General features: G+C 63.7%; 17 protein-coding genes. 11 read left to right on the top strand and 6 right to left on the bottom strand.

The genetic code is table 11. From position 1 onward, the window contains the following. Positions 1-52 precede the first annotated feature (52 nt). Positions 53-454 carry a J domain-containing protein gene (locus GGQ89_RS20385; protein WP_184106659.1) on the bottom strand — a complete coding sequence of 134 codons (402 nt, stop codon included), beginning with the start codon at positions 452-454 and terminating at the stop codon, positions 53-55. Positions 455-845: 391 nt separating this feature from the next. Beyond that, on the bottom strand, positions 846-1,571 hold the full coding sequence (locus GGQ89_RS17765; protein ID WP_184106660.1) for an SDR family oxidoreductase: 726 nt from the start codon (positions 1,569-1,571) through the stop codon (positions 846-848). Positions 1,572-1,719: 148 nt separating this feature from the next. Between GGQ89_RS17765 and GGQ89_RS17770 the strand changes: the two genes are divergently transcribed. Together GGQ89_RS17770 and GGQ89_RS17775 are read left to right on the top strand one after the other, a co-directional pair. Then, on the top strand, positions 1,720-2,616 hold the full coding sequence (locus GGQ89_RS17770) for an AraC family transcriptional regulator (RefSeq protein WP_184106661.1): 897 nt from the start codon (positions 1,720-1,722) through the stop codon (positions 2,614-2,616). Between the two features lie 243 nt (positions 2,617-2,859). Further along, a complete protein-coding gene (locus GGQ89_RS17775; protein ID WP_184106662.1) occupies positions 2,860-5,745 on the top strand; it encodes a GAF domain-containing protein in 2,886 nt (961 codons plus the stop codon). Between the two features lie 74 nt (positions 5,746-5,819). On the opposite strand, the gene GGQ89_RS17780 is transcribed toward GGQ89_RS17775, so the two are convergent. Then, the gene (locus GGQ89_RS17780) at positions 5,820-6,182 is read right to left on the bottom strand and encodes a hypothetical protein (RefSeq protein WP_184106663.1); all 363 of its coding nucleotides are present in this window, start codon (positions 6,180-6,182) and stop codon (positions 5,820-5,822) included. Next, on the bottom strand, positions 6,179-8,542 hold the full coding sequence (glf, locus tag GGQ89_RS17785; protein ID WP_338112263.1) for a UDP-galactopyranose mutase: 2,364 nt from the start codon (positions 8,540-8,542) through the stop codon (positions 6,179-6,181). Before glf ends, GGQ89_RS17780 begins: the two co-directional genes overlap by 4 nt. A 145-nt stretch (positions 8,543-8,687) precedes the next feature. Here glf and GGQ89_RS17790 point away from each other — a divergent pair, with 145 nt between their 5' ends. The 9 genes from GGQ89_RS17790 (at position 8,688) to GGQ89_RS17825 (ending at position 19,599) form a co-directional block, all read left to right on the top strand. After that, positions 8,688-10,583, top strand: coding sequence for a glycoside hydrolase family 1 protein (locus GGQ89_RS17790; protein WP_184106664.1), 1,896 nt, complete (start codon positions 8,688-8,690; stop codon positions 10,581-10,583). 510 nt (positions 10,584-11,093) lie between these two features. Next, positions 11,094-11,918: a chromate resistance protein ChrB domain-containing protein gene (locus GGQ89_RS17795; RefSeq protein WP_184106665.1), complete on the top strand. Its 825-nt coding sequence runs from the start codon at positions 11,094-11,096 to the stop codon at positions 11,916-11,918. Continuing rightward, complete coding sequence (chrA, locus tag GGQ89_RS17800; RefSeq protein ID WP_184106666.1) at positions 11,915-13,312, top strand: chromate efflux transporter; 1,398 nt, start codon at positions 11,915-11,917, stop codon at positions 13,310-13,312. Before GGQ89_RS17795 ends, chrA begins: the two co-directional genes overlap by 4 nt. Positions 13,313-13,337: 25 nt before the next feature. Next, positions 13,338-13,463 (top strand): hypothetical protein, encoded by a 126-nt coding sequence (locus tag GGQ89_RS20305; protein ID WP_276208890.1) that lies wholly within the window; start codon positions 13,338-13,340, stop codon positions 13,461-13,463. Positions 13,464-13,907: 444 nt separating this feature from the next. Then, the gene (locus GGQ89_RS17805; protein WP_184106667.1) at positions 13,908-14,648 is read left to right on the top strand and encodes a phosphatase PAP2 family protein; all 741 of its coding nucleotides are present in this window, start codon (positions 13,908-13,910) and stop codon (positions 14,646-14,648) included. Between the two features lie 84 nt (positions 14,649-14,732). After that, entirely contained in the window at positions 14,733-15,269 is a 537-nt protein-coding gene (locus GGQ89_RS17810) for a hypothetical protein (protein WP_221239018.1), read from the top strand. Further along, complete coding sequence (locus GGQ89_RS17815; RefSeq protein WP_056435158.1) at positions 15,269-15,751, top strand: DUF421 domain-containing protein; 483 nt, start codon at positions 15,269-15,271, stop codon at positions 15,749-15,751. The genes GGQ89_RS17810 and GGQ89_RS17815 overlap by 1 nt, the downstream gene beginning before the upstream one ends. Before the next feature lie 900 nt (positions 15,752-16,651). Further along, on the top strand, positions 16,652-18,040 hold the full coding sequence (locus GGQ89_RS17820; protein ID WP_240456292.1) for a DUF4139 domain-containing protein: 1,389 nt from the start codon (positions 16,652-16,654) through the stop codon (positions 18,038-18,040). Next, a complete protein-coding gene (locus GGQ89_RS17825; protein ID WP_240456288.1) occupies positions 18,040-19,599 on the top strand; it encodes a DUF4139 domain-containing protein in 1,560 nt (519 codons plus the stop codon). The genes GGQ89_RS17820 and GGQ89_RS17825 overlap by 1 nt, the downstream gene beginning before the upstream one ends. Before the next feature lie 225 nt (positions 19,600-19,824). Here the strand turns inward: GGQ89_RS17825 and GGQ89_RS17830 are convergent, their stop codons facing one another. Both GGQ89_RS17830 and GGQ89_RS17835 read right to left on the bottom strand, forming a co-directional pair. Then, positions 19,825-20,910 (bottom strand): YdcF family protein, encoded by a 1,086-nt coding sequence (locus tag GGQ89_RS17830; protein ID WP_240456289.1) that lies wholly within the window; start codon positions 20,908-20,910, stop codon positions 19,825-19,827. Positions 20,911-20,915: 5 nt separating this feature from the next. Beyond that, positions 20,916-23,432, bottom strand: coding sequence for a TonB-dependent receptor (locus GGQ89_RS17835; RefSeq protein ID WP_240456290.1), 2,517 nt, complete (start codon positions 23,430-23,432; stop codon positions 20,916-20,918). Positions 23,433-23,519 lie beyond the last annotated feature (87 nt).

Genomic DNA, 23,519 nt, shown 5'->3' on the forward strand with positions numbered 1-23,519 from the left:
GGGGAAGCTACGTCCGGGCTACGCCCGGCCTCCGCTTCCCCCCACACGTCATCTACGATGTCGCTGACCCTTCAACTGCGATGTCGCTGTGCAGTAGCAGGCCGATCAGCCAGTCGTTGGTATCTAGCGGCTGCGAGAAGCTACCGCTGGGCGGCATTGACGGGTTAGGGCGCATAGGCCGCCTGCCCGCTTTCCTTGGGTGAAGCGGGCGATCCGCGGCAGCCTGATGGGCGGACGGCCTGGACTGCAAACGATCATAGGCAGCCCGGGCTTCCTTCTTGCCTAAAACGGCATACGCCTCATTGATTTCCTTGGCGCGAGCAGAAACGTCCACACCATGATTGGCATCGGGGTGATATTGACGAAGCAGTGCCTTCCACGCGGAGTGTATAGCGTCGCGACTTGCCGTTGAGGGCACCCCGAGAACGGCGTAATAATCGGGTGATAGAGCCATACGGTTGTCACCTGTCGCTATAACGCAAAAAACGAACGTCCACCTGGCGGGCGATCGCAATCGAGCCCTCTCGGCGATGCGAAGTGCGGTTTTTGGCACCAACCGTCAGATGGCTACTACATCCATACGCAACTTTGGTGTTTCGACAAAACGACAATCGCTTCAGCGACCGGGAACACACGCCAACATGCCCGTATTGTACCGGAATGGGTGATCGGCATCGGCCTGCCCCCACAGAATTACGCAACGCACTCTCTTCGACGAACGAAGGGAGGTCTCATCGACCCACCCCCGGTCGTTGCTAATCCGCTCCTAGCCGTCCGATACTTGGTCCATGGGGACGAACCCGTCGGTTGGGCGTGCCCGCTACGGCACCGGCACGCCCAAGCACTCACATGTCTGCTGCGGTCGGGCGAACAATCACCTCATTGATGTCGACACCTTCCGGCTGCTCAATGGCATAGCGAACGGCTCTCGCGATCGCATCCGGCGTCAGCGCCTTCTTCCGCCATCCGGTCAGTGCCGCCGCAATCTCAGGATCGGTGATGTCATGGCCAAGTTCCGTGGCGACCACGCCGGGCGAGATCAACGTCGAGCGGACCTCGTCATGCTCCTGCCGCAGCCCCTCGGTAATCGCGCGTACGGCATGTTTGGTGGCGCAATAAACCGCAGCGGTCGGCATCACCATGTGCGCGGCGACCGAGGCGACGTTGACGATATGGCCGCTCTTCTGCGCCACGAACCGGGGCAACACGGCGGCGATGCCGTTGAGGACGCCGTGGATGTTGACGTCGACCATCCGCTTCCATTCCTCGCGCTTCAGCGCAGCGAGCGGCGAAAGCGGCATCACACCCGCATTGTTGACCAGCACGTCGACGCGACCGAAGCGTGCTTCAGCAGCCTCGACGAACGCGTCGAAATCGGCGCCGTCGGTAACGTCGAGTTCGCGCCAGGCGACGGTCTCGCCCAGTTCCTCCGCCAGTGCCTTCAGGCGCTCTCCGCGACGCGCGCCGATGAACAGCCGGGCGCCGGTCGCAGCCAGTTCGCGCGCCGTTGCCTCACCGATCCCGCTCGACGCGCCGGTGATGAGGACGACTTTGTCGATATTTCCTGCCATGATGCAGCCTTTCCGTTGTGGTGACGGGTAACAGATGGGCCATCGCCCATGTCGGGCGGTAGAGCGATCGCCCTAATGGCTTGCACGATCCTCCAGAATCGATGCCGGGCGCTTGCCCGTAGCGCGCGAGTGGGGAAGGATCGTCGGCATGAACCGGATCGCGGAACTCTCCACCCTCATCGATCGACACGTCGTGGGTACAGGCATTTGCAGCACGGCGATGCCGCGTGTGTCGCTGATCCGGGCCGACGCACCGAGCACCCCCACGCCTGCCGTCTACGAGGCCTCCCTTTGCATAATAGCCCAGGGGTCAAAACGGGTGTCGATCGGCGAGCACAGCGTGGTCTATGATGCGGCTCATTACCTTTTGGTCTCGGTCGATTTGCCGCTGGTCGGTCATGTGCTCGATGCGAGTCCTGAGCGACCCTATCTCTGCTGCAAGATCGATCTCGATGCCGCGATGCTGGCCGATCTCATGGCGAGCGAGGGCGGCGGGGTGGCCCGTACGGCTCTGCCGGTGCTCGGCGTCTACCCCGGCGATCCCGACCTGATCGGCGCGGCATGCCGGCTGGTCGGGCTGCTCGACCGACCCGACACGATCCGCGCGCTGGCGCCGCTGATCGAGCGCGAAATCCTCTATCGTCTGCTCACCGGGCCGCACGGTCCGATGCTTCGTCACGTCGCAACCGCTGGCAGCCATCTCAATCAGGTGAGCCGCGCGATCGCCGCCATCCGCCGGCGTTTCGATGCGCCAATCCGCATCGACGACGTCGCAGCCGAGGCCGGGATGAGCGCCTCCTCGCTCCACGCACACTTCAAGGCGATCACCCGCATGACGCCGCTGGAATATCAAAAGCAGCTGCGATTGCAGGAGGCCAGACGCCTGATGCTGACGGAGGGTGCCACGGCGAGCACGGCAGGCTTTGCCGTCGGCTATGAGAGCCCATCACAATTCAGCCGAGAATATAGGCGACTATTCGGTGCGCCTCCACGTGCCGACATCGAACGGCTCCACGCTGCACCAGCAGCGGCCGTGGCGCTGTGACGATGGCGTGGGCCGCAACCGCAGCTGCGAACTATTGGGGTCGGCTGGGGCTGGTCGCTTGGAACAGATTATATGGGAGACATCAGAGCCTCGCGGCTTGCGGCGGCACGGAGAGGCAGGCCGACAGGAGCCCCCCCGGCCGGCCTAGCATAGTTTAAGCCATTGCAGAGAAATGCCCATTTCCTCACTTAGGTTCTTGATCTTTGGAGCAGCCAAGGTTCGATGGTGCTCTATGAGACTAGAATGACGAGCACTGCCAATCCCGGCCCCGTCCCAAAGGTCGATGATGTCCTGATCACGGCCGAACTGGCGAACCGGCCTTCCCGGCCGCCAGACTATGAACGCGAGAACGGAGCGCTGGGGCTTTTGGCCCAGGAAATGGCGGCTCACCCACGCGGAGTGCTGCAGAAGTGTGCCGAACTCGTCATGGAGCTGTGCCATGCCGACTCGGCGGGCATCAGCATATTAGAGCCTGAAGGAGCAGGCGGAGTCCTCCGCTGGTGCGCCGCCGCGGGCGTGTTTGCGCCGAATCTTCATGGGACGATGCCCGCGGAGGCGAGCCCCTGCGGAACGGTGATGGAACGCAACTGCGTACTGCTGTTCGACAAGGCCGAGCGGTTCTTTCCGAGTCTCCGGGGTGTCGAGCCACGTATCTATGAAAATCTTCTCACGCCCTGGCACGCAGAGGGCAGGGCAGTCGGCACCCTCTGGGCCATCAAGCATACCCCAGACGGACGGTTCGATGCAGAAGATGCGCGCATCTTACAGAGCCTCGCGCGGTTCGCCGCGGCCGCGTTCCAAATCACCTCCGCCCTCGACGAAGCCGCAGTCGAACGATCGGCACTGCGCGAAAGCGAGCAGAAATTTCGGACACTGTTCGAGGAAATGGACGAAGGATTTGCCGTTTGCGAACTTGTACGGGACGATGCGGGCCATCCAGTGGACTTTCGCTACATCGATCTGAACCCCTCGATCGTGCACCACACCGGCATGGCTCCGGAGACGCTCCGCGGCCGGCGTGCCACAGAGGCGTTTCCCGGGCGTGATCCCTGGTATGTGGAAACTTACGCTCAGGTGGTCGACAGCGGCCAGTCTGTACTCGAGGAACATTATTTCGAGCATGTCGATCGGTGGCTGCGCATAAACGTATTCCCGCGCGGCGGCGATCGCTTTGCGGTGCTCTATAGTGACATCACGGACCGCAAGCGTGTCGAGATAGTCCTGCGGCAGAGCGAACAGCGCCAGGCCTTCTTGCTGCGCTTCACCGACGCGATACGGTCGGAGTCGGACGAACAGGCACTCATCAAGCGCGCTGTTCAACTGCTTGCCGAGGAACTGCTAGCCGACAGGTGCTATGCGACCAGGCACAACCCGACGGCCGACTTGACCAATGTCCTCTGTGAGGTCCGCGCGCCCGACATGGCGCCGCTACCGGCCACGCTTCGCTTTACCGACTTTCCTGAAGCAGGCCGCCAGACTTTCGAGAAAACTCTAGTTTACGACGATACCGCCAACGACCCGACCCTATCCGAAGCGGATAAGACTGCGCTGAAATCGATGGGTGTCGCCGCGCTTCTATCGCGGCCCTTGCGCCGTGACGGTGCTCCGATCTTTGCGCTGGGCGTCACGAGCAAGGTTCCACGCCGCTGGACGTCCGCCGAGATCGCCCTGGTTGAGGAAGCCGCCGAACGCGCATGGGAAGCCGCCGAGCGCGTGCGCGGTGAAGGGGCGCTTCGCAACAGCGAGGAGCGGTTCCGACAATTCGCCGACGCGTCTGCAGCCGGTCTCTGGATTCGAGAAGCGAACAGCCTGGACATGGAATTCGCCAGCCCTGCCATCGCCGCCATCTATGGCGTCCAACCCGATGCACTGCTGGGGGATGTGAAGCGCTGGGCAGTCATGGTGGTCCCTGATGATCGCGATGAAGCTGTTGCCTGTTTGGAGGCGGCGCGCACGGGGCAGACGGTCGTCCACGAATTTCGCATCAAGCGGTCCTCCGACGGCGCCTTTCGATGGATCAGGAACACCGATTTCCCACTGGAGGACGCCACGGGCCAGTTCCAGCGGATCGGCGGGATTGCCGAGGACGTTACCGAGGCCAAACTCGCCGTGGATCATCAGGGCGTGCTTCTACTCGAGCTTCAGCACAGGGTGCGGAACATCATGGCGATGATCCGCTCCATGACGCGACGGTCAGCCGACGGCGCGGCGGACGTGAACGAGTATGGAAACCTGCTTGAAGGACGACTTCTCGCACTCGCCCGCGTGCAGGCGCTGCTCACCCGGCAGGTAAACACTGGCGGCTCTTTGCGGGATATCGTCGAAAGCGAAGTCAGCGCCCAGGCGAGCGGCGGCGGCCAATATGAACTGGTCGGACCGGATGTGCAGCTGTCGCCCAAGGCGGTCGAGGTGCTGACGCTCGCGCTCCACGAGCTGTCGACTAATGCTCTGAAATATGGTGCGCTTTCCGTCCCGGAAGGCCGCTTGCGGGTGGAATGGGCGCCGTTCGAGAAGCGCGGCCGCACGTGGCTGGCGATCGACTGGGCCGAGGCCGGTGCTCCCGCTCGCGGGCCAGTGACCAGGCGCGGGTTCGGCAGCGACCTGATCGAAGGCAGAATACCTTACGAACTGGGCGGGACGGGCCGACTCGGCATCGAGCCGGGCGGTGCATGCTGCCGCCTGGAATTTCCGCTGAAAGAAGGTGAAAGTATCTTGGAGACGGACGCTCCGACACCAACGGCTGTATTTGGAGGAACGCTGGATATGACCGGAGCGCCGGATCTGACGGGCTGCAATGTGCTCGTCGTCGAGGACGACTATTACATCGCGGGAGACACCGCTGCTGCGCTGCGCGGCGCTGGCGCGACGGTGCTTGGTCCCTGCCCGAACGAAGAAGCGACGCTCGATCTGCTGAAGACGGCAATGCCGACCCATGCCGTTCTGGACCTCAATCTGGGCGGCGGCGGACCACGCTTTGCGATCGCGCACGCGCTCAAGGAACGCGGCGTACCGTTCATCTTCCTGACGGGATACGATCCAGATGCGGTCCCGGCTGACCTTGCCGAGGTCGTCCGACTGCAAAAGCCAGTTCCGCTCAGCAATATCGTGAAAGCCGTTGCCCTACTCTAGCCGGACCGTTCACGCTCCGTCGTCCGTCAAACCCGTCAGGATATTCGCAACATCCATCGGCCTTGCCGTGCCGATCACGCCAGCGCCGCGATCCAGTCCGCCACCTGAAAGGCGCCAAATGGTGGGAACAGCGCGGCGCCATCTTCGTCCTGTTTGGCCTGCACGTCGCTCCTGACCGTCAGATAGGGCAGTGCTTGGCGCGCTAGAATTTCGGCCAGCCGCTCGCGATCCTCCGCTCGAAAGGCTCCCATGATGACCGCGCCCCGGAGATCCTCCGTCAACAGGACCCGGATCCCCTGCGACAGCTCGTCCAAGGGGCCGATCACCGGAATATGTCGTTCCTTCAGCACGCTCGCGACATAATCGACGGCGAAGTTGATCTGGGCCGCCAGCAGGAGGACCGGCCTGGCCGCCCCGCCCCCTTCCCCGTGGGTCATGCGGCGCTGCGTCCTCCAGCCAGGGCGGCCAAACCCGTTATCTCCGCTCCCCGAAGCATCGGCTTCAACCGGCGATAGGTTGCCAGCGCCTGCCCGACGACTTGGTCCATGTTGTAGTAACGATAGGTTGCCAGGCGCCCGACGAAACTGACATGCGGCTCGGCCAGGGCCAGCGCCTCATAGCGTTTGTACAACGCCTGGTTCTCGTCGCGCGGGATCGGGTAATAGGGATCGCCCGTCGCGCTGGGATATTCATAGGTCACGCTGGTCTGCGGCGCGATCTGGCCGGTCAGATGCTTGTATTCGGTAATCCGCGTATAGGGAACGGCCTCGTCGGGATAGTTGACGACGGCAACGGGCTGATGCCGTTCCTCGTTCAGCGTCCGATGTTCGAACCGAAGTGAGCGATAAGGCAAGCGGCCGTAACGATAGCCGAAATATTCGTCGATCGGCCCGGTGAAGACCAGATGGTCGTGGGGATAGGCAACACGAACATCGGCATAGTCGACCCCCAGCAGCAGGTCGATATTGGGATGGCTGAGCATCGCCTCGAACATGCGGGTGAAGCCTTGCGCGGGCATCGCCTGATGACGGTCGCCGAAATAGCGATCGTCGGTACAGGTCCGGGTCGGCACCCGCGCGGTGACCGACTTGTCGAGTTCCGACGGGTCCATACCCCATTGCTTGCGGGTATAGCCCTGGAAGAACGTCTCGTAGAGTTTGCGCCCGACCTTCGATATCACCACATCGGCCGATGTGCGGATCGGATCAATGGGCTCGGCGCGGGACGCCAGAAACGCCTCGACCTCCGCATCGCTCGAAAGGTCCAGACCATATAGCGTGTTCAGCGTCGTGCGATTGATCGGCATGGGCACCAGCGTGCCGTCGATATCGGCCAGCACGCGATGCTCATAGGGTCGCCAATCGGTGAAGCGCGACAGATAGTCGAACACGTCGTCCGAATTGGTGTGGAAAATGTGCGGACCATAGCGATGGACCAGGATGCCCGCGGCATCGTAATGGTCATAGGCATTACCCGCGATATGTGACCGCCGGTCGACCACCAGCACGCGCTTGCCTGCATCGGACGCCAGCCGCTCCGCCATCACCGCCCCGGCGAACCCCGCGCCGACGACCATCACGTCATAGCGGTCCTGCAGCGGCGGCCAGGTGACGGGCGACACGACGGGTTCGTGCCGGTTGCGGCCCGTGATCTCCGCCTCTATCAGCGCGGTCATCTCCAGCGCCGTGCTGCTCCAAGATCCGCGTGAAAGCTGCGCATCCGCCGCGTCGCGCCACTCATTTCCAGCGGCCCGCAAGGTCATCGCCGCTTCGCACGCGGCCACGAAGGCGGCGGGCGTATCGGCGATGGCCACGCCCGCCAGAGCACCATAATGGCGAACGACATCGGTGATCGGCGTCGAGACGACCGGGCACCCCGCCGCCAGATATTCCGGCGTCTTGGTCGGGCTGATGAAGCGCGTCGCCTCGTTGATCGCGAAGGGCATCAGGGCGACGTCCCACCCCGCCATATAATCCGGCAGCGCCGAATAAGGCCGCCCGCCGAGATAATGGATATTGGCGCGGCGTGGCAGATCGGCTTCGTCGATCTTCACGACGGGGCCGATGATGACCAGCGACCATTGGGGATGGGCGTCGGCCAGCGCCGCCAGCAGTGTCAGGTCCATCCGCTCGTCGACGACCCCGGCGAAACCAAGCCGGGGATGCGGCAGCGAGGCCTGGTCGGCCGGATCCTCGCCCCCCGAGCGCGCCCGGCCGAAATGCGCGACATCGATGCTCGAGGGAAAGGCGTGGACGTTGGAATGGCGGCTACGCTTCGCCTCGTACAGGCTGGTCCCGCCGGTGAAGACCAGATCGGCCCGCGCGATCAGCTGCTGTTCCCGCTCCAGCAGCTGTGGCGGCGCGCCCTTGAAGGCGGACAGCTCGTCCATGCAGTCATAGACGATACACGCCGCCGGAACATGGTCCGAAAAGGGCAGCATCATCGGTGTGTAATACCAGCGAACAACCGGGCCGGTCACACCCTCCAGCTCGGTGTCGAGCAAGGCCGCCAGCACCTCGTCCTCCCGACCTCGCAAGGCCTCGTCCAGCTGCGGGGTCAGCACCACCACGCCGCTTTCCGGGCATGTCCGCCGGTGTAGTTCGGATGGGCCAGGCCGATATTCGGGCTCCTCCCAGAACAACACATCCTGCGTCGCGGCAAAGCGGGTCATCAGATGCTGTGGCCGTTGAAACACGAAAGCCCAGCGAAGATGACTAAAGCAGATCAGCGTCGATCGCGGACGACGGTGGTAAAGGCTATTGGAGCCATGGGCGGCGCTCGACAGCTGGGCGGTCACGGAAGCTCCTTCTAGGTCTCTGTTACAAAACAGAAACATCCCGCCGCTCCGCCATGTTCCGGATAACCTACTGTATATAAATGCAAATCAGTCAGTTTCCCGGAACGCCGCCAACGCCGATCCGTTGGGCCGAAGGGAGACTGGGATGGACAGCCTGGAACTTTGGGGTGGCGTGGAATGCACCGTCAATCGCACTGCCACAGGCTATCGCGATCAGGTCCGCCTGAGCGGCCATCAGGACCGTATGACCGATCTCGACCTATTCGCCGGGCTGGGTCTGCGCGCGATCCGCTACCCCGTCTTGTGGGAACGCGTGATGGCGGACGGACGGACGCCCGATTGGTCATGGAGCGACGAACGGCTTGGGCGGCTGCGCAAGCTGGGTATCCGACCCATTGCCGGACTGGTCCATCATGGCAGCGGTCCGCCCCATACCCATCTGCTCGACGATGGGTTCGCCGCCGGGCTGGGCGACTATGCGCGACAGGTCGCCGAGCGTTATTCCTGGATCGGCGACTGGACTCCGGTCAACGAACCGCTGACCACGGCGCGGTTCTCCGCGCTCTATGGCCATTGGTATCCCCATGCACGGGACGAAGGCGCCTTCTGGCTGGCGCTGCTCAATCAGATCGACGGCACCAGGGCCGCGATGCGGGCCATCCGTCGGATCAATCCGGCAGCGAGGCTGATCCAGACCGATGACTTGGGGCGCACCTATGCGACCCTCGTCCTGGGCGAGCAGGCGGCGTTCGATAACTTACGCCGCTGGGCCGGATGGGACCTGTTGTTCGGGCGTGTCACGCCCCATCACCCGCTATGGTCGCGGATTGCGAGCTTCGGGTTTTCCGACCGGCTGCGGCGCATCGCCGATGATCCCAGCCCGCCCGACATCGTCGGTGTAAACCATTATCTGACCAGCGACCGTTTTCTCGACCATCGGTTGCAACGCTATCCGCCGCACACCCATGGCGGCAATGCGCGCCGCGCCTATGCCGATGTCGAGGCGATACGCGTGCTCGATCCCCCGCCCCCCGGACTGGCCGGAGCCCTTCGCGAAGCCTGGGACCGTTACGGCACGCCCATCGCGGTAACGGAAGTGCATAATGGCTGCACCCGCGAGGAGCAGCTGCGCTGGGCAGCGGAGGCGTGGGACGGATGCGTGACGCTTCGCCAGCAAGGCGTCGACATCAGGGCGGTCACAGCGTGGTCGCTGCTGGGCTCGCAGGGATGGGATACCCTGCTGACCCGTCCCGGTACCTATGAAGCGGGGGTATTCGACATATCCGATGGTGTGCCCCGTCCGACCGCCCTGGCGTCCTTATGGAAGGGGCTGCCGACGGCCGCCGAACGCCATCCGGTCGCTCATGCCCCGGGCTGGTGGCGGCGTCCGGATCGGCTTGTCTATCCCGCTATCCCCTATCCGATCAAAACACCGCCATTGAGCGAAGCACATTCGGTTCCGGTTCTGCTGATCTGGAGTCGGGATAACACGCTGGCCCAGACGTGGTCGGAACAGTGCCGGAAACGAGGCATCGCTCATTATGTGGCCCCATGCGAAACGCACGACGGGGAGCATCAGCCCGATATGGCCATGATGCTGGATGGTGTCCGGCCATGGGCCTTGGCTCACCTCGACGCCCGGAATATGGCCGATGCGATCAGGGTTGCGCGCGTTTGTCAAAACAAAAGGGTCGCGAGCCTTCACCTTATCGCCGGGCCTGCCCGTATCGCCCCGAATGACGTCTCCCCACCCGTGCAGGATGACGCTCGACCGCCGATCCCCCCCGGCGCCTTGCTCATTCCCTGGGAACAGGAAGGCGGATTTGCGGACTGCCGATCCAATCTTGCGCTGTTGAACCGGGCGCTGGACCTGCTGATCGATGGCCGGGATGGGTTACATGATCCCGTCCGATCGCCGGTAGAGAGCAGCCACACCGAAATGTGCTCCGGAACGACTTCCCCCGAGGTCGCCGCTTCCATGGCTAAACGCGGGCGACGGGCCGCCGTTACGGCGGCCTTTGGCGATGCTGTTCGCACCTGAGGGAATGTCCGTCCCCAGACGCGGAGCGTGCCGTCCGGCGGTGGGTCTAAGAACGCGCGAAAGACGGGCCGTGGCTGCGCGTCGATTGGCGAGAAAGCGGCGTGACCATGCCACCTTGTAGCCAGGTGCCGACCGGACCCGGCCTTTGATAAAAAGAGGCAGTGTACCGCCCCGGGTTTGTCGGAGGCTCCAACTCCTGAGAAGGTGGAGTCCGTATGAGAAAGACGACGAACAAGTTTGCGCCGGAGGTCAGCGAGCAGGCGGTACGGATGGTGCTGGATCACGAGCGCGATCACCCATCGCGATGGGTGTCGGACTTCACCCCGGCCTTCGCCGGGGCAGGCTCTACGTCGCGACCTGGGCGGGGTTTGTCTACGTCGCCTTCGTGATGGACATCGTCGGTTGACAACATTTCATTCGCATGGCTGATTAAGTGCATGGGGATTGCGATCTCCCCACGAGGCGTCAGCTAGAGCATCGCGTCCAGCACGACCACGCAAGGGACGCATCATGCCTGCTCCAAACGCCATCACACCGGATAAGTTGGCCCGCCTCGTCGCATCGGTCGGCGCCCCCCATATCATCGACCTGCGCGATACTCCGGAAAAAGCTATTCCGGGATCGCTGTTCCCTGACCACTCCGATCCGATCCGATGGGGTTATGGTGCCGGATCGGCCGCCGTCATCATCGACGCAGATGGTAGTAATGCGGCAGCTTCCGCAGCGGCGATCCTGCGCAGCGAACGGGTGGCAGCCGAAGTGCTGGAAGGCGGGTTCGCCGCATGGACCGCAAGCGCCCTACCGACCGTTTCGCTCGGCCATCTGCCGCCACGGCATGAGGATGGCCGGACCTGGTGGGTTACACGCGCGCGGCCCAAGGTCGATCGTATCGCCTGTCCTTGGCTGATCCGGCGCTTCGTCGATCCGGAGGCTCGCTTCCTGTTCGTCGCGCCCGGCGAGGTGCTGACCGTCGCGACCCAGCAGCGGGCCGAACCGTTCGACGTCGCGGACGAAGGCGTGTTCTGGAACCATCGCGGCGAGCGCTGCACCTTCGACGTGATGGTCGAGGCGTTCGGGCTGGAAACGCACAAACCGCTGGTTCGGTTGGCCGCCATCGTGCGGGGTGCCGATACCGATCGGCTCGATCTAGTACCTGAGGCTGCCGGACTGCTTGCCATCTCGCTTGGCCTGTCGCGCATCTACAGTGACGATCACGCCCAGCTCGAAGCCGGCATGGCGGTGTACGACGCGCTCTATCGCTGGTGCCGCGACGCGCAGGGCGAGAAGCACAACTGGTCCTCGCATCAGCCGGCGCGCGGCAAGGTGCCGGCATGACGGCGGTGATGGCGGAGGCCGCAATCCCGGCTCGCCCGGAGCCGGTCACACTCGGCCAGGCCTTCTGGGTCTGGCTGCGCATCTCGATGCTCTCATTCGGCGGTCCGGCCGGACAGATCGCAGTGATGCACCGCATCCTCGTCGACGAGAAACGCTGGATCGGTGAGCAGCGGTTCTTGCACGCCCTCAACTACTGCATGTTGCTGCCCGGGCCAGAGGCGCAGCAGCTCGCGACCTATATCGGCTGGCTGATGCACCACACGAAGGGCGGCATCGTCGCCGGCGTGCTGTTCGTTATTCCCGGCGCGGTCGCGATCATGGCGCTGAGCTGGGTCTATGTCCTCTATGGTCGTGTCGGCATCGTCTCGGCGCTGTTTTTCGGCCTCAAGTGCGCCGTGCTGGCTATCGTCCTTCAGGCGGTGGTTCGGATCGGCGGACGCGCGCTCAAGTCCACCCCGGCAAGGGCGCTCGCCGCATCGGCTTTCGTACTGATCTTCTTCGTCAGCGCGCCGTTCCCGCTGATCGTGCTGGGCGCGGGCCTTATCGGATGGTGGTCCACCCGGCAGGGTAGCACGGCCTTCAGGGGTGGAGGCCACGGCGCGTCCAATGGCGCGGTCGTGGCCGATGCCAACACGCTGCTCGGCGAGGAGCTGCCAGCCCATGCGCGGCCGACCTGGGCAGAGACGATGCGTACGGCGCTGATCTGGCTGGGGCTCTGGCTGCTGCCGGTCGCGGCGCTGCTGATCGTGCTCGGTCCCGATGATGTCTTCAGTCGCATCGCGACCTTCTTCTCGATGATGGCGATGGTGACGTTCGGGGGTGCCTATGCCGTCCTCGCCTATGTCGCGCAGCAGGCGGTCGAGAATTATGGCTGGCTTGGGCCGAAGGAGATGCTGGACGGCCTCGGCATGGCGGAGACGACGCCTGGGCCGCTCATCATAGTCCTGCAATTCGTCGGCTTCCTCGGCGCCTATCGCGATCCAGGCGGGCTGTCGCCGCTCGTGGCCGGTACGCTCGGCGGACTCCTCGCGACCTGGGTGACGTTCGTGCCGTGCTTCCTGTGGATCTTCCTCGGCGCGCCCTTTATCGAACGACTTCGTGGCAACGCGGTAGTTGCCGGCGCGCTCTCCGCCATCACCGCAGCGGTCGTGGGCGTCGTCCTCAACCTCGCGCTGTGGTTCGCACTGCACACGCTGTTTCGCGAAACCATGATGATCGCGACAGGGCCGTTCCGCTTCGACGCCCCGGTGCTGACCAGCATCGATCCGGCCGCTCTCGCCCTGTCGCTCGGGGCCGCCTATGCGATCTTCATGACGCGGGCGGGGGTCATCACAACCTTGCTGGCGACGTCGGCTGCGGGGCTCGCGCTTTATGGCGCCGGGGCAATCCGATGACGCCAAGACAACCATCGATCGGCGCATGCAGTTGTGTCTCGGTATCGCGGCGGGTGCCGCCTTGCCGAGCGGGCCTGTCGTCGCGCGGAGCGTCGTCAATCCGCCGCCCGCGTTCACGCCCCGGCCTCTGCCGTTCGATCCGGGGCGTTGATCGCGCCGAACGAATGGCTGCTTTCGGGAAGTTAGATTGCCCGCCGGAGCGTTCGGGTTCGGGCGGATGCGGCCGCCCTGCCCTTCCGTCACGACTGACCCGGTATCCGACATTCGCAGACGATTGACAGCGCCCCAACTTAAGAGGGTTGTTCATTGGTAGATGCTGGCCACGCGTCTCCGCTTGAACGGCGGAAACTGGGAACAACCGTCGCTCGGGCGATGCAACTTGAACGTCCACCGCAGCGAGAAACAACGCTCGCGAGCGAAAACCTCTTCCCATCATGGAATAAGGAATTCTGGGCCGAGACGGAGTGACGATTGGCAGGGGGATAGGCATATTTTACAAGTTCATGGGCAGCAGGCCGAATAGGCAGAAGGCATTCAATAGAACAGTATATTCCTACATCGCCTGACGGAGCCAAAGGATCGATCCATCTGTTGAATGGCCATGGATGGAGAACGCAAACCTACCGCTGTCGAACAGGCCGACCATAAAATCACCTCACAGGTGAATGATGAGCGCAATAGCTGGCCAGTGCGCCTAATCGGTGCCGCCAGTGAGATCGGTGACCAGCCACAGATGCGGATGATTTGCGCCGCCACGATCGCGATTGGTATTGCCCAACGGGATGCTTACCTTGCCAGGGCCGGCTTCAAGATGCTGGCGGCACACACGCTTGCCACCTGGGCCAAGAGCAGGATCAAAGCCGTGATCAACCGCAGGCGTCCGAAAGACGGTGACGATCCTCGGGTGCGTCAAGGTGATAGCGACCGCCACGAGGAGAATTCGTTCCCATCTGGGCACAGCGCCGGTGCCGTCGCAGTCGGCGAGGCGATCGCACGAGCATATCCAGACCATGCGGTCCTTGCCCGTGGTGCGGCACTGTCCGTGTCCGTCGTACAGGTGCCGCGCGGAACGCATTATGCTGGCGATGTCCTGGCTGGGATCGCCATTGGCCTGATCGCTGAACGCGTGAGCAATGCAGCGATCGATTCAGCGGTTCAATGGGCCGAGCGTGGCTTCGCAAAACGGCAGCGTGGCATCAGCGATGACGACGCGACGCCAGTCATCCGTCGTGCAGTGGCGCTGTCGTCGCCTCGCATCCAGCAAAACGGCGAGGACGTGGGATCGTCCCAACCGGCACCTTATTCACCTGAGTTTATTGCATTCGCTCACCCATGAGGCCCTTATGCTTCATGATGGGATGGCCCCGAGGACTGAGCCAAATGATGTCGTGTCTACGCGTCTGCCAGACAAATTGGCTCGGTGACGCAGATGGGTGACACCGACCTGCCCGACGGCATTGAGGAGCGCCATGTGGCACCCGTCCGAGGGCTGCGGGCGCACGCCAGCCCGCTCGCGTTCATCGTGCTAGGCACGGCTATGGCCGTCGCGGCGACTGGACTGCTCGGCGGTGCACCTGCGCCCGTGACGTCTGTCTCTGCTCCCGCCGCTTCATTGGAGCTGAAGATTGCCCGTCCGCTACGCAGCGGCCTGTTTTTCGAGACCCGCATCCGGGTCACCGCCCGACAAGCCATTGCCAAGCCAGTAATCGGGGTGGACGCGTCCCTATGGCGCGATCTGACCATCAACAGCCAGGTGCCGGCCCCCGCCAACGAGAGCTTCAAGGACGGGCAGTATCGCTTTGAGTACGGCCCCTTGAAGGCGGGGGAGACGTTGGAGGTCAAAATCGACGGCCAGACAAATCCGCCACTAATCGGGCGCATAGCAGGAAACGTCACGCTTCTGGACGACGATGCCCCGCTGACCAAGGCCCATGTCACCATCCCGGTCCTGCCATAATGGACATCGTCCTGCGGGCCTCCGTCACATTCGCGGCGCTCTACCTGTTGCTGCGGCTGCTGGGAAAACGCGAGATCGGCCAGCTGACGCCATTCGAATTGGTGGTCATCGTGGTGATGGGCGACCTGGTCCAGCAAGGCGTCACGCATAACGACTTCAGCCTTACCGGTTCGATCCTGGCGATCGCCACGTTCGCCTTCTGGGCGCTGGTAATGAGCTGGGCGACCTATCTTTCGCCTAAGCTGGAGACGCTGCTGGACGGCCGACCGCAGGTCATCATTCGGGATGGCGAACTGATCGAGGCCAATCTCCGCCGCGACCGCATCACGCGCGCAGAGGTCGAAGCCGAGATGCGCCTAGCGGGCATCGCCCACATGAATCAGGTCGCCTGGGCTATCCTGGAGACACAGGGCAAGATCAGCTTCATCCGCAAAGACGGTGGTGAGGTGAAGCCCGACGACGATGATGCTGGTACTGCGTAACGCGATGCACGCCGTCACGACGGCCGCAACCCCAAGTCGGGTAATTCGTTCGGCCGGGGTGTAGGAGAAGACCGATCGCCCATGCCAGCAACATCGTCTATTGCGACGGACCAAACAGCCCCCACGCTTTCGACATCATCCCGCTTCGGCCGCGAAACGGGACCCTGGATGCAAAATGCCCGATCTGTCGGGGATACGGGCAATGGAACACCGAGATCGATCTGGTCAGCTTCCGGTGCAAACGGGCGATCTGCGATTATTGCCACGGAGCGGGATGGATCGAGACCGGCAACGACCCGGTAGGGCATGCCGACATCACCATGTCGCCGGATGGCTACCCTCAATGGGTGATCGCATATGAGCCACACCAAGATCCAGATCGGCCTGTATCTGATCCGGCAGCCCCGCTGTCGCCCAACCAGATCGATCGCTAGGCTGTCGAAGGGGGATCTCGAGGCGGACGACGAGACGTATCGACACTTAGACATCTTCATATAAGGATCGGTCAGAAGCTTAGAGCCGCATCGCCTAGATGGTGTCACGACCGCGCCCAAGTTCCGGCGAAAGTGGAATGGCCGAAATTGAACTCAAGCGGCCACCCATCCCTTTCGTCACACCCACTTTCGGCCATCTGCATTGTGTTTTCTTCTTCCCAACTTATGCCTTTCGGTCAGAATGCCAGCGTTTACCTGAACAGGCTCTTTTTACGTGACGTGTTGTGAAGCCGCGCGGGTTTCCGCCCCTCCTCAAACGGGCAGCGTCAGCCTGCGACGAGGCGAGCTTGTCCCGACAGGTGCCCTGACAATGCCGCGTTGCCTCTCCGACCCGACCGCGCCATTGTCATGCCAATCAGAGGAGGGTGATGTGGGTAAGCACTTTTGGCAAGCCGGCTGTCTGGCAATGCTACTGGGATCGACGGCGGCCGCCGCTCAGCAGCTTCCCCCGCCCGCCGACGCACCCGCCGCGGGCAGTGCGCAAGGCGACGTGTCGGTGACCATCTACAACAACGACGTGGCACTGGTGCAGGACGTGCGCCAGCTGCCGCTGGGGAAAGGCGAGGCGCGCCAGAACTTCCCCGACGTCAGTGCCGCGATCCGGCCGGAAACCGTGTCGCTGGTCGTGCCCGACGCCGCCATCGTCGAGCAAAACTTCGACTACGACCTGCTCAGCCCGTCGAGCTTGATGGAAAAGGCGGTGGGCGAGACGATCACGCTGGTCCGCACCAACCCCGCCACAGGCGCCGAGACCCGCGACCGGGCCAAGGTGCTGGCCGTGAACGGCGGCGTGGTCATCGAGGTGAACGGCCATGTCGAGGTGCTGCGCGACGACGGGCTGCCTGTCCGCGTGGTCTTCGACAAGGTGCCGGATGCGCTTAGGGCGCGCCCAACGCTGTCGGTAACGCTCGCCAGCAGCCGCGTGGGCACGCGACCGGCGACGCTTTCCTACCTCAGCCGGGGACTCGGCTGGAGCGCGGATTATGTCGCGCTGTTCGACGACAAAAGTGGAACGGTGGACGTGCAGGGCTGGGTAACGCTCAAAAATACCAGCGGCACGACCTTCTCGAACGCCAAAACGCTGTTGGTCGCGGGCGAGGTCGGCAGCACCGACGACGACAATGGCGACTACAGGCCTCGGCAGCGGCGGGTGACGCGGATCGCGCCGGGCACCGAGAGCGCCGCGCGCGAGCAGCTGGGCGACTTCTACCTCTATCCGCTGACCGAACGCACCACGATCGCCGACAAGCAAACCAAGCAGGTCAGCTTTCTGGACGCCAAGGGCGTGGCGGCAAGCTCAGGCTACCGGTTCGAGAATGCGTGGCTCGGTAGCTCGGACGAGCCGCGCAGCGCTCAGTCGGTGCTGCGCTTCCGCAACTCCGGCGCGGCGGGCATGGGCGACGCACTGCCTGCTGGCGTGGTAAGGGTTTACGTCCGCGATGCGCGCGGCCAGCCGCAGTTCGTCGGCGAGAATCGCATCGAGCACACGCCCCAGGGCTCGACGATTGCGCTACCCACGGGCGACGCGTTCGACGTCAAGATTCAGCCGACCACGGTCTCGCGCGTGAAGCAGAGCGACCGTTGGCGGACGGCGGTGCGCTACAAGCTGACCAACGCGCGGTCGCGGCCTGCGACGGTCGAGCTGATACAGGGCGGTCTCGATTGGGGCGACGTGCGCGTTGTCGAGGACAGCGCCAAAGGCGAACGCCGCAACGCCGGAACTTACGCTTGGCAAGTGCCGGTGCCGGCCAACGGCAGTGCCGTGGTGACCGCAACCTTCGACACGCGCTACTGATGCTGCGCCGGCTGCTTGCGGCGGCCGTACTGGCCATGGCGGTCGTCGCGACGCCGCTGCACGCCCAGCCGGTCACGGTCACCTCCGTCACGCCCGACCGGGTCTCGCTCACCGTCTATCGTGCGCCCTACGGCAGGGGCGCGATGAACCTGCGCTTCCTGCAAGGGTTCGCGCTTGTGACAGAGACCCGACGCATTCGGCTGCCGCGTGGGGCCGTGGTTTTGCGGTTCGAGGGCGTGGCAGAGGGAATTGTGCCGGTTAGCGCGATAATCGACGGGTTGCCCGGAGGCACGATTGAGAAGAACCGCGACGCGCGCCTGCTTTCGCCGGCGTCGCTAGTTGACGGCACGCTTGGCCGAAGGATCACGCTGACCCGCACCGACAAGGCAACCGGCCGGGCGGTCAGTGAGGAGGCGACGATCGTCGCCGGCCCACGGCCTGGAGTGATCGTGCAGACGGCCGCGGGCATTGAGGCGCTGCGCTGCTCGGGCCTGCCCGAGCAACTGGGGTATGTCGGCGTGCCGGCCGGGCTGTCCAGCAAGCCGGTGCTGAGCGTTACCACTGCCAGCCCGGCAGCGGCGACCGTCACGGTTCGGCTGACCTATCTCGCCTCCGGGTTCGACTGGCGGGCGAGCTATGTGGCCACACTCGCCCCCAATGGCCGCGCGCTCGACCTGTTTGCCTGGATGACGCTGGCCAACGGCAATGACCAGGGGTTTCCCCAAGCTGAGGTGCAGGCGGTCGCCGGTCGGCTTAACCGGGTTGCCGTGTCGGCGATCCCGCAGGAGGCAAGCGCACTGCGGCTGGTCTGCTACCCGCTCGGAACGACCACATCCGACTTGCGTGCGAGCAAGTTCGAGCCGGCCGATCCAATCGAGCCTGCCAATCAGATCGTAGTGACGGCAATGCGCGTGATGGCACCTGCTGCGCCTCCGCCACCACCACCTCCGCCGCCGCCGCCGCCGCCGGAGAACCTTGGCGACCTGAAGCTCTACCGGATCCCGATGCCGACCACTGTCGCGGCACGCGCGCAGAAGCAGGTGGCGCTGCTGGCCCAAGGATCGGTGCCCTTCGAGCGGCGGTATCGCCGACCGGTTTATCCAGGACAGCAGCTCGACGCCGCATCGACCGCGATTATACTGATGCTGAAGAACGAAAAGACGGAGGGCTTAGGCGTGCCGCTGCCCGCGGGCAGTACCGCGCTTTACGCTCAGCGGGCGGGCGAGCGACTCTTGCTCGGACTGGGGGCGATCACGGATCGCACCGTCGGTGAGATTTTCCGCCTCGCGGCCGGTGTGAGCAGCCAGGTGACGGTGACGCAAGCGAAGGTAGCTCCGCACGACCCGTTGCGGGTGACCCGCGCCGCTCCGGGTTCCCGCGAGGCGATGCTGACGGTGAGTAACGCGAACCCGTTTGCGGTAAGGCTCGACGTGCCGATCGGAGCTGCGGGGCAGCAGATCGAAGCGGAAGCCCAGGATGTTGACCGTATTGAGGGAGTCGTCACTTGGTCGCCAACGCTTCCGCCGGGCGGCCAAGCTGAGCTGCGCTACCGCTATTAGGTCGTCATACAGGACACGAGTTTGTCGCTGGTTCACCTCCGGTGCCGCTGCTGGGTAGACGTTACAAAAGACCCACAAGCAGTCATTCAGAGCCACTTTCTCCACCCAACTCCGGACATCCGTTCATAAGTCTTGCCCGGACCGGATGGACCTTCTTTGCGAATTTACGTTGCCGATGAGCAAAAGGTGCATAATCCGTTTGACCGTAGCTGGCGCCGCCCCCGTTCAGGGATCCAGGGGGTCTGCGGGATCGACGCGCAACGATTCGCGCAACGGTTTCATTGCGATAGCGGTGGGGGCGATCCGGCCATCAGCAATGGCGGGCTGATAGCCGAGTTCGCGGCGGTTGCGTTCGACAAAGGCCGGGCTGGCGACCGCGTCGATATGGGACGCATTGCTGACCACGAGCATGTCCCGGTCAAACGGTGCCCCCATCGCAACCAACCGGCGCGTGGCGTTGCGAAGGTTCGTCGTCGTATGCCGGGCATAGGGGTCTACCACGATCGCATCGGCCGGAATGCCAAAGCGCTCGATCAGAGCGCGGCGCATCTCCAATGCCTCGACATGCGGTGTGTCGCGCGGATGCACCGCGCTGCCACTGACGATCAGGAAGGGTGCGATGCCTGCGGCAAGTTGCTCCGCTGCGACACGAACGTTGACCTTCCCTTTGGCGCTAAGCGGCGTCTCCAGATCGTCCGGCCCGACGCCCAGTACCAAGATCGCGCTATAGCGGTACCGTCCCCAATTCGTCGTTCGCGCGCGTTTGAACGCCGCAGCATTGTATCGCTGATCGAGCGGTTCGAATGCGACCGCCGCATTCTTGTCATTGACGTCGAGCAGTGCGAGGGCGAGCGACAGGCTGATATCGCCACCTAGCGCCGGATCGCTACGCTGCGCCATGGACATGACCACCGCGTCGGCAACCTTGGCTGCAAAGGCATCGCTACCGAAGGGCGAGTCGGACCCGTCGATCAGCGGATAGCGCGGCAATTTGCCGACCCCATATACCCGCAGGATCTCGTTCAGCCCGTCGACCTGCCGTCGCACATCGTCACCGCCGTCGGGCGAGCGGGCGGCCAAGGCCTCCCGCTCGTCGTCGCGCAGGATCGCTGCCTCCACGACGCACGCAGGTGCCCCGGCGCAAGCCGCGACGCGACGGTCACGCGCCTCCCCTGCCAGCCGCCCGTGCAGCGCCGGAAACAGGCGCTGCGCCATCGCGGACAGCTGGCCGTCGCGTATGACTGGCTGGGAATAGGCGGGCGACCACATGGCAATCGCGATCGCCAGCGTCGTCGCCGCCATCCGTCGCATCGGTCTTACCAAGCCTTGCTGACGACGAACCGCACGCTGCGGCCAAAGATCGGGCGGCCATAGATCGCATCGCGCGACGTCTGTCCGTCAAGCTGGTCGGTCCGCGGATTACCCTCGGTCAGGCCTTTATTGTTGAAGATGTTGTCGCCGACGACCTGGAACTGGAACCCACCATGGGTCAGGGTCGCACCCAGACCGAAGGTGTTGTAGGCGGGTAGACCGGTATTGTTGAACAGGTCGACATAGCGACGCCCGACGAACTCGTAGCGGCCATAGACCTCAACCTGGTCCCCACCGGCATCGAAGGCGAAGGTCGGGCGGATATTCCCGAAGACCTTGGGTTCGCGGATGATCTGCTTGCCGTTGACCGCCGAGGGATCGGCACCCGAGCTGTTCTGGAGGTTCCGGTACTTCGGCTCCTGATAGGTGAACGACCCCGATACGAAGAACCATGGCACCGGTGCCAGCGTGCCGTCGACCTCGACGCCCTTCACCTCGGCCTGCCCGATGAAAGGCACCGCCTGGTCGTTGCGACCGGTCGTCGGATTGAATGCCACGAACGACGCGTTGAATGGGTCGAACTTCGTATAGAAGCCGGTCATGTACAAGTAGTTGCGGCCGAACGACGCCTTCAGCCCGGCTTCGTACTGATCGGCCTGGGTCTTCACCAGCACGGGATTGATATTGTAATAGCTCGAAGACTGGGGCGGCACCTCCAGATGCGATGCGCGGAGATAGCCGCCGAAATGGGTGCTGACGTCATAGTTAACGCCGACCGTCCAGTTGGTCGCGACCGGACTGTCCTTACGGGTCTGGCGGCCGCCATCGAAGCTGCGCACGCTGTTGTCGGCGAGCGTCGTCGCATCGCCCAGGTTGACCGAGGTGGATGTCAGGCCATAGCCGTTGATATTGTACCACTCATGGCGAATGCCGCCATCGATCCGCAGGCCGGATGCCACCTCCCACGTATCGTTCGCATAGACGGCGTACACCGTGGAATCGACGTCACCCTGGTTCAGTGTCGTGCCGTACCGCAGCACGCCCTTGTCCGTGACGGAGCCCAGCACCGCCCCGGTCGCCGAATAGGCGACGAGGTCGAGCGTGCGGGGCTGGCCGCGGACCTCCATCAGATAGTCCTGATAGATCGCCTTGTTGGTCAGCCCATAGGCGGAGGCATAGCCGCCCAGACGTAGATCATGGCTGCCGAACCCGGTCTCGAACTTGCGCGTAACGCTGACATCGCCCTGCCCCGAATAGAATCGGGAATCGACGCCGCGATATTGGCCCTGCACGACCAATCCCGATGCCGCATAGGGGTCATAGGCCGTCGCGCCGTTGGTACCCGACAGCGCATAGCCCAGCCGGGCGACAGCGCCGAAGGCGGCCGTGGCGGCAGTCCGGAAGCTATTGGCGAAGCTGTTGGCGTCGACCGGGTTCGACGTCGAATACAGCGCATCGAACCGCAGCTTGCCCTGGGTGTACCCGGCCTTGGCCGAAAACTGCCAGCCGCCGAACTCGGCGTCATATTGCAGCCCGAGATTGCCATATTCCATGTGGCGCCCATCGGCCAGATCGCGGGTCTCGCTACGCACCACACCGGCGGAGTCACGGTACTTCAACGTCACCCCACGAAAGGCAGGCGAATTCAGCGTGCCGTGGAAGAAGTCGATATACGGATTGAGTGACACCGAAGGGTCACGTGGATCGGCGACCGGGATCGGCAGATAGAAGGTGTTGTGATCGTTCAGATAATTGACGCTGATCTTCAGCGTACCATTGTCCAGGTCGCGCTTGATGTTGGCGCGGATCTGACCCCCGCGATCATTGGGGAAACCATTGTCCCGCTGCCCCCCATCCTGTCGCAGATAGCCGCCGACTGCATAAAAGGTCCGCTCGCCGAGCGGCCCCGCCTGCATCGCATCCAGGCGATAAAGGTCGGTGGTCCCCAGCGTCACCTGCACCTTACCGCGCGTCGTTGCGGTGCCGGTCGCTGTGATCGAGTTGACGATTGCCGCAGCCTGGCTGGCGAAGATCGGCGCGGGACCGCCGCGAACCACTTCGACCCGCTCCGTCATCAGGTCATAGCGATTGAGGCTGTCGCCGCGAAAGAAGTTGCCGTTGATGTCGTGGAACAGCGGCAGGCCGTCCTGCTGGAACACGGCATAGCCGTCATCGGTGGGGATACCGCGCACGCGCGTGACATTCTGCACCTCACCACCGGTCGCCTCGACCTGAATGCCGGGCAGTTTGCCCAGAAGATCGGCGAAATTTAGCGGCGCGAGCCGCTTCACATCGTCCTGTCCCAACGAGTTTACCGCGTAGGACACGTCGAAACGACGCTGCCGTCGGGCGGACCCGGTAACGATGACATCCTCGCCGGTAACCTCCGACGGTGCCGCATCCGCCTGCACGGCGTCGCCCGCCGCCTCGTTGGCCGTCTGTGCGTCGGCCATTTGCGGGGCGGCAACGAGTGCCGCACCCAGCGCGGTCGCACGCAGCAGCGCGGATTTGGCAAATATCATGATTTCCCCCGTTCGGATTAATTGGCGGCTCCCATGCCGCTCGTTCACGACAGATTTGTGAAATCAGATATTTTACGCACCAACCTG

The organism is Sphingomonas yabuuchiae, assembly GCF_014199595.1.
GTDB lineage: Bacteria > Pseudomonadota > Alphaproteobacteria > Sphingomonadales > Sphingomonadaceae > Sphingomonas > Sphingomonas yabuuchiae.

What these genes read in the sequence shown, in the direction of transcription:
- GGQ89_RS17765 (WP_184106660.1), bottom strand. Translation starts at nt 1,571, where the DNA reads ATGGCAGGAAATATCGACAAAGTCGTCCTCATCACCGGCGCGTCGAGC.
- GGQ89_RS17790 (WP_184106664.1), top strand. Translation starts at nt 8,688, where the DNA reads ATGGACAGCCTGGAACTTTGGGGTGGCGTGGAATGCACCGTCAATCGC.
- GGQ89_RS17815 (WP_056435158.1), top strand. Translation starts at nt 15,269, where the DNA reads ATGGACATCGTCCTGCGGGCCTCCGTCACATTCGCGGCGCTCTACCTG.
- GGQ89_RS17820 (WP_240456292.1), top strand. Translation starts at nt 16,652, where the DNA reads ATGCTACTGGGATCGACGGCGGCCGCCGCTCAGCAGCTTCCCCCGCCC.
- GGQ89_RS17825 (WP_240456288.1), top strand. Translation starts at nt 18,040, where the DNA reads ATGCTGCGCCGGCTGCTTGCGGCGGCCGTACTGGCCATGGCGGTCGTC.
- GGQ89_RS17775 (WP_184106662.1), top strand. Translation starts at nt 2,860, where the DNA reads ATGACGAGCACTGCCAATCCCGGCCCCGTCCCAAAGGTCGATGATGTC.
- GGQ89_RS20305 (WP_276208890.1), top strand. Translation starts at nt 13,338, where the DNA reads ATGCAGTTGTGTCTCGGTATCGCGGCGGGTGCCGCCTTGCCGAGCGGG.
- GGQ89_RS17805 (WP_184106667.1), top strand. Translation starts at nt 13,908, where the DNA reads ATGGCCATGGATGGAGAACGCAAACCTACCGCTGTCGAACAGGCCGAC.
- GGQ89_RS17835 (WP_240456290.1), bottom strand. Translation starts at nt 23,432, where the DNA reads ATGATATTTGCCAAATCCGCGCTGCTGCGTGCGACCGCGCTGGGTGCG.
- GGQ89_RS20385 (WP_184106659.1), bottom strand. Translation starts at nt 454, where the DNA reads ATGGCTCTATCACCCGATTATTACGCCGTTCTCGGGGTGCCCTCAACG.
- GGQ89_RS17780 (WP_184106663.1), bottom strand. Translation starts at nt 6,182, where the DNA reads ATGACCCACGGGGAAGGGGGCGGGGCGGCCAGGCCGGTCCTCCTGCTG.
- chrA (WP_184106666.1), top strand. Translation starts at nt 11,915, where the DNA reads ATGACGGCGGTGATGGCGGAGGCCGCAATCCCGGCTCGCCCGGAGCCG.
- GGQ89_RS17795 (WP_184106665.1), top strand. Translation starts at nt 11,094, where the DNA reads ATGCCTGCTCCAAACGCCATCACACCGGATAAGTTGGCCCGCCTCGTC.
- GGQ89_RS17830 (WP_240456289.1), bottom strand. Translation starts at nt 20,910, where the DNA reads ATGCGACGGATGGCGGCGACGACGCTGGCGATCGCGATTGCCATGTGG.
- GGQ89_RS17770 (WP_184106661.1), top strand. Translation starts at nt 1,720, where the DNA reads ATGAACCGGATCGCGGAACTCTCCACCCTCATCGATCGACACGTCGTG.